Below are 6,396 nucleotides of genomic sequence, written 5' to 3'. Positions count from 1 at the left end.
CGGGGGGTATGACCGGGGGGTGGAGATGTTCCCCTCCCCGGTCATAGGGGTGACCGTGGGCGACACCTCGACGTGCACCACGCGGCCGACGCCCTGCCTCGGCGGCGCCGTCCGCGGAAGCGGAGGCAATGTGCGCTGCGCGATCGTGACCAGCCAGGTCCGACGGTCGCCTCGGACCGCATCTGCGACCAGTACATCAAGGTGAACTTCGGCTGATAGGCGAACTTCGGCCGGAAGATGAACTTCGGCCGGGAAATTCGCATCTACATCGGCGTCCCCTTCCGGATCCGCCGGATCCCGCCGGATCGGATCCAGCCGGATCCAGCCGGATCCAGGCCGATCCAGGCCGATCCAGGGGCGCCGATACCCGTTTTCGTGGTGTGGGTGCGTCCTGGGAGAATGGGACGGTCAGCCGTGCGACCGTACCGGCTGGAGTCGATTCCCAGAGGAATCCCAGAACACAGAGGACGTGCCGATCGTGGCTCAGAGCACCGAGACCACCGACTGGGTCTCCCGTTTCGCGGATGAGGTCATCGAGGAGTCGGAGCGCCGAGCCCCCGGCAAACCCGTCGTCGTCGCGTCCGGGCTGTCCCCCTCCGGGCCCATCCACCTCGGCAACCTCCGCGAGGTCATGACCCCGCACCTGGTCGCCGACGAGGTGCGGCGGCGCGGGCACGAGGTCCGGCACCTCATCTCCTGGGACGACTACGACCGTTTCCGCAAGGTGCCGGGCGGTATCGAGGGCGTCGACGCCTCCTGGGCCGAGCACATCGGACGGCCGCTGACCGCCGTACCGGCGCCCCCGGGATCCGCCCACCCCAACTGGGCCGAGCACTTCAAGGCCGCGATGGTCGACGCGCTCGCCGAGCTGGGCGTCGAGTTCGACCCGATCAGCCAGACCGAGCAGTACACCTCGGGTGCCTACCGCGAGCAGATCCTGCACGCCATGAAGCACCGCGCCGACATCGACGCCATCCTCGACCAGTACCGCACCAAGAAGGCCCCCGCCAAGAAGCCCCAGCAGGCCCAGAAGCCGCTCGACGAGGCCGAGGTCGAGGCCGCCGAGGGGTCCGGGGCCGCCGCCGAGGACGACGGGTCCTCCGGGTCCGCCGGATACTTCCCGTACAAGCCCTTCTGCGGCGGATGCGGCAAGGACCTCACCACCGTCACCGCCTACGACGACGACACCACCGAGCTGACCTACACCTGCACCGCCTGCGGCTTCTCCGAGACCGTCCTGCTGAGCGAGTTCAACCGCGGCAAGCTGGTCTGGAAGGTCGACTGGCCGATGCGCTGGGCGTATGAAGGAGTGATCTTCGAGCCGAGCGGTGTCGACCACTCCTCTCCCGGGTCCTCGTTCCAGGTCGGCGGGCAGATCGTCGACAGCATCTTCGGTGGCAAGCAGCCCATCGGGCCCATGTACGCCTTCGTCGGCATCAGCGGCATGGCCAAGATGTCCAGCAGCAAGGGCGGCGTGCCCACGGCCGCCGACGCGCTGAAGATCATGGAGCCACAGATCCTGCGCTGGCTGTACGCCCGTCGCCGGCCCAACCAGTCCTTCAAGATCGCCTTCGACCAGGAGATCCAGCGCCTCTACGACGAGTGGGACAAGCTCGACGCGAAGGTCACCGACGGCTCCGCCCTCCCGGCCGACATCGCCGCCCACTCCCGTGCGGTACGTACCGCAGGGGGCGAACTGCCGCGTACGGCAAGGGCTTTGCCGTACCGGACGCTGGCCTCCGTCGCCGACATCACCGCCGGTGCCGAGGACCAGACGCTGCGGATCCTGAGCGAGCTGGACCCCGCCGACCCGCTCACCTCCCTCGACGAGGTGCGGCCCCGGCTCGACAAGGCCGAGGCCTGGATCAACACCCAGGTGCCGGCCGACCAGCGGACCATCGTCCGCCAGGAACCCGACAGCGAGCTGATCAAGTCCCTCGACGAGCAGGGCTGGCAGTCGCTGCGGCTCCTCGTGGACGGCCTCGCCGACAACTGGTCTCTGGACGGGCTCTCCCACCTCGTCTACGGCGTGCCCAAGATCCAGGCCGGCTTCTCCGCCGACGCCACGGCCAAGGAACTCCCGCCCGAGATCAAGGTCGCCCAGCGCACGTTCTTCGCGCTGCTGTACCACCTGCTCGTCGGACGCGACACGGGTCCGCGTCTGCCCACGCTGCTCCTCGCGGTGGGCCAGGAGCGGGTGCGGGCTCTGCTCGGGGAGTAGTACCTGTCGTACCTGTGCGTGCGGGGCGCTCGGCTGGTGGCCGGGCGCCCCGTTCGTCGTACAGGGGGATGTGAGGGGAGCTACGCGATGTGGTCGTCCTGGAGTTCCGCCGTGTGGCGGTTGGTGAAGCGGGCGACCATGCGGTCGGCGTCGCGCTGCGGGAGCGTGTTGCCGAACGTCGCTTCCACATCGCCCCGGAACTGGCCCGCGGTGGGGTAGCTGCCGTCTATCGACTTCTTGAAGACCAGGTAGTAGTCGTCCTCCGTCGGCTCCGTGCCGCCGCCCGCGCCCATCTCACGGGTACGGCCAGGGCCCGCCGGGATCGGGAAGGTGCCGGTGTCCTCCGGCGAGGGCTCAGGAATGGAAGCCGCCGACTCCTCGAACTGCTGGCGGAACCTCCGTGGCTCGAATCGCTGTTCCGCGAAGCGCTGCTCCTCGAAGCTCTGCTGTTCGAACCGCTGCTGTTCGAAGCGCTGTTGCTCCTCGAACTGCCGCTGGGCCTCGTACTGGTCGTACTGCTCGGCCCGCTGCTGATCCGCGTACCACTGGGCGTCCGCGGGTTCCGGGTCGTACGTGGGGTCGTAGCCGCCCTTGTACGGGATGTCCCGGGGGTCCCGGGCCTGGAGCCAGGGGTTCTGGGGCTCGGCGGCGTTGTCCGGCTGCCCGGCGGGGGCGGCTGCCTCCGGAGAGGGGCGCTGTTCGACGGGCTGGGGCTGGGGCTGAGGCTGGGCCTGGAGGGCCGCCACGGGCTCCGGGGTACGGCTCACCGCGCCCGCGTCCGCCGCCTCCAGGGCGGGCTGCGGGGCCGGCGGCAGGAGTGCCGGTTCGATGCCCGCCGCCGCCAGGCCCGAGGAGGCCGTCTCCGCGAGGGGGACGCCGTACCGGGCCAGGCGCAGCGGCATCAGGGACTCCACCGGGGCCTTGCGCCGCCAGGCCCGGCCGAAGCGGGCGTGCAGGCGGGCCTGGTAGACGAGACGTTCCTGCTCCAGCTTGATGACCTGGTCGTAGGAACGCAGCTCCCACAGCTTCATCCGGCGCCAGAGAAGGAACGTCGGGAGCGGGGAGAGCAGCCAGCGGGTGAGGCGGACGCCTTCCATGTGCTTGTCCGCCGTGATGTCCGCCATCCGGCCGATGGCGTGCCGGGCCGCCTCCACCGAGACCACGAACAGCACCGGGATGACGGCGTGCATGCCCACGCCCAGCGGATCCGGCCAGGCCGCCGCGCCGTTGAACGCGATCGTCGCCATCGTCAGCAGCCACGCCGTCTGGCGCAGCAGCGGGAACGGGATCCGGATCCAGGTCAGGAGCAGGTCGAGGGCGAGCAGGACGCAGATGCCCGCGTCGATGCCGATCGGGAAGACGTAGCTGAAGTTCCCGAAGCCCTTCTTGATCGCCAGTTCACGGACGGCCGCGTACGACCCCGCGAAGCCGATCCCGGCGATCACGACCGCACCGGCGACGACCACGCCGATGAGAACCCGGTGCATTCGTGTCAACTGCAGTGGCGCGGCCACCCGTACTCCCCTCCCAGTGCGTGTTGTTGCGCGCAACAGGGTGGCACATGTGTGCGACGTACGTATTGCCCGGACAAGGTCAGTTCTTTTTCGCGGATGAACGGGAGGAGGTGGACGAACGTGACTTGGACACCGACCCCGAGGTCACCTTGGACGAGGCCCTGGACGGGGACGCCTTCGGCTTCGCCGGTGAACTCGCCGACTCGGAGGGCGAATTGGTGGGGGAATTGGTGGGCGAACTGGTCGGGGCCGGGACGACTCCGCCGGCCGCGCCGCCCTCGCCGTTCGCCGACGAGACGTTCGCCACGGCCTCCTTCGCGGCCTTCACCGCGGCCGTCGCCAGACTCTCCGCGCTCGGGGTCTTCTCGCCCGCGAGTCCGGCGCCGTTGTAGTCGAGGGTCACCACGACGTTCTCGACCCGGGCCACCACCGTCTGCTGCCGGAAGGCGCCTTCCTTCTTCTTCAGGTCGTAGCGCACGGACGTCGCCTCGTCGCCCGTCCCGGGCACCGGCTTCGAGCTCGTGTTCTTCGCACCGTCCGTCGACTCGGCGTCCTGCACCTGGCTCTTGAAGTACTCCTGCGCCAGCTCTTCACCCGAGCCGCGCGACGCGGTCGACTCGAAGCGCAGCAGCGACACGTTCAGCCAGCGGAACTGGGAGCCCTTCACGCCGTTGTTGACGAGGCTCGTCCAGGAGCAACTGCCGCGCGTGGTGGTGTCGTTGGACGACCCCTCCTTGCCCGACTTCACGCCCTTGGGGACCAGATCCTTCAGCGTGTTCACCGACAGCACCGCGCACGGCTCCGGCAGCTTCTGGTACGCCGCCGCCTGCACGGTCGGCGACGTGCTCACCGTCGGACCCGCGCCCGCACCCGTCCCGGGCGTCGAACTGCCGGCGGAACCGGATCCCGAAGCCGAGCCGGATCCGGAGCCGGATCCGGACCCCGAGTCGGAGGAGCAGCCGACGGCCGCCAGGAGGAGGACGGGGACGGCGGCCAGGGTGGCGAGGGCGCGGTGCGTCCGCCTCGTCGTCACTCCGGTGTTCCGGCTGCGCTGGTCTCGCTGTGCGGGTCGGTGCATGGTTCCTTCACTCATCGCGCTGTGGTTCCTGTGACTCTCGGTTCCTGCGGTCGGATCGGGTCCGAGGGGCCACGGTACGCGGTGAGGGGGGTGTGCGGTCCTGCTTCACGCCCTTCGCGGACGGTCGGTACGACGGCACGGAGGCCGTGTCCTAGTCGAACGCACCCGCGAGCAGCGAGGCCAGTTTCTGGGCCCTGTCCTGCATTTCCTTGCTGTCCGGCACGGTGCCGAGGGTCGTCGGCTGCTCCACGTACTCGATGGTCACGATCACGTTGGACGTGCGGAACGCCACAGTTACCGTGCGCTGCTGGGCCGTTGAACCGGCCGGGGTCAGCTTGTCGTCGAGGAACGCCTCGTCGCCGAGCCCGTCGAGGAGCCGGGGCTGGAGGGCGGCGGCCGACGCGGCGTCAGTGGCGGGGTCCAGGCCGGTGTCGGTGTCGGTGTCGGTGTCGAGGGAGGCGGTGCCGCCGCCCTGCTGACCGCCGCCGGCTGCCTGGGCGTGGTCGCCGGTCTGGGCGTACTGGTTGATCTGCTGGGCGACCTGCGGGGAGACGGAGGAACCGGCGTCGGGGGCGGAGGCGGTGGTGGGCATCTCGACGAGGTCGCCGCCACGGGCGTCGCCGGGCATCTGCATGATCCAGCCGGGGCGGATGAGGCTGGCCTCGGAGAGCCGCGAACCGTCGGGCTGTACGCGGTCCTTGTTGAGCTGGTAGATCTCGCCGTACCGGCGCCCGTCGCCGAGGTGGCGTTGCGCTATCTCCCAGAGGGAGTCGTGGTGGCGCCCCTCGGGAGGCTGGATCCGGTAGTACTTGGTGTCCTCGGCCTTGGCCAACGGTCCCCCGGCCTCCGCGTGCCTCGCCACGTCGGCGGCCTGCCGGCCGAGCGCGGCGGCGGTACTGGCCGCCTGCTCCTGCTGCTGCGCGAACATCCCGCTCAGCGAACCGCCGGGCGTGGCCTGTGCGGAGGCGACGACGCCCTGCTGGTTCCCCTCCATGGAGTGCCCGAGCTGCGAGAGCCCCGGTGTGAAGGAGGCGGCCGTGGCGCCCACGAGCAACAGCGCGGCGACGAGTTGCCGCGCGAGCAACTGGCTCGGCCCGGCCCCGGGTACCCTCCCCGGCATCCCGACCCCGGACAGCGCGGCCTTCACCTCGACGAGCACGCACGCGGTGAACTGGGCCCAGGCGATCCACACGATGACGCCGAGCACACCGAGGAAGGTGTGGACCGTGATCTCTTCCCGCAGCCAGTCCAGGGACGGCGACCCGTCCGGGAACGGCCAGCCGATGACCACGGCGAGCGCGTAGGGCACCCCGGCGAGCAGGCCCACGAGGGCGACGAACGCGAGAACCGCCTTGACGATGTCCCCAAGACCGCGCCGCCGCCTGGGAAGTGGCTGCGGGGTCCGGTTCCGGGGTTCCGACGACCCTCCGGTCCGACTGCCGGCCTGACTGCCGGTCCGGCTGTCCGACGGGTCTCCCGGCTGGCTTCCCGTCCGGCTTCCCGTCCGGCTTGAAGTGCTGCGTCGCGGCATGGCGGGTGTCCTGGATTCGTGTCGTGTCGTGTGGGGTGGGGTGGGGTGGGGT

At 70.2% G+C, this 6,396-nt stretch carries 3 protein-coding genes and 1 pseudogene; 1 reads left to right on the top strand and 3 read right to left on the bottom strand.

From position 1 onward, the window contains the following. The first annotated feature begins 469 nt into the window (after positions 1-469). Positions 470-2,221 (top strand): lysine--tRNA ligase, encoded by a 1,752-nt coding sequence (gene lysS, locus AOK08_RS31030; protein WP_055532255.1) that lies wholly within the window; start codon positions 470-472, stop codon positions 2,219-2,221. An 80-nt stretch (positions 2,222-2,301) separates the two neighbouring features. Here the strand turns inward: lysS and AOK08_RS31025 are convergent, their stop codons facing one another. The 3 genes and pseudogenes from AOK08_RS31025 to AOK08_RS31015 all read right to left on the bottom strand — a co-directional run. After that, positions 2,302-3,708, bottom strand: coding sequence for a DUF2637 domain-containing protein (locus AOK08_RS31025; protein ID WP_055532254.1), 1,407 nt, complete (start codon positions 3,706-3,708; stop codon positions 2,302-2,304). A gap of 106 nt (positions 3,709-3,814) precedes the next feature. Then, positions 3,815-4,813, bottom strand: a complete 999-nt coding sequence (locus tag AOK08_RS31020) for a DUF3558 domain-containing protein (protein ID WP_241827160.1) — start codon at positions 4,811-4,813, stop codon at positions 3,815-3,817. A 433-nt stretch (positions 4,814-5,246) separates the two neighbouring features. After that, positions 5,247-6,173, bottom strand: a pseudogene (locus tag AOK08_RS31015) (LysM peptidoglycan-binding domain-containing protein); the annotation flags it as partial. Between the last annotated feature and the right edge of the window lie 223 nt (positions 6,174-6,396).

Source organism: Streptomyces graminilatus, from assembly GCF_001418565.1.
Classification (GTDB): Bacteria; Actinomycetota; Actinomycetes; order Streptomycetales; family Streptomycetaceae; genus Streptomyces; species Streptomyces graminilatus.
This window is presented reverse-complemented; position numbering and strand designations above follow the sequence as displayed.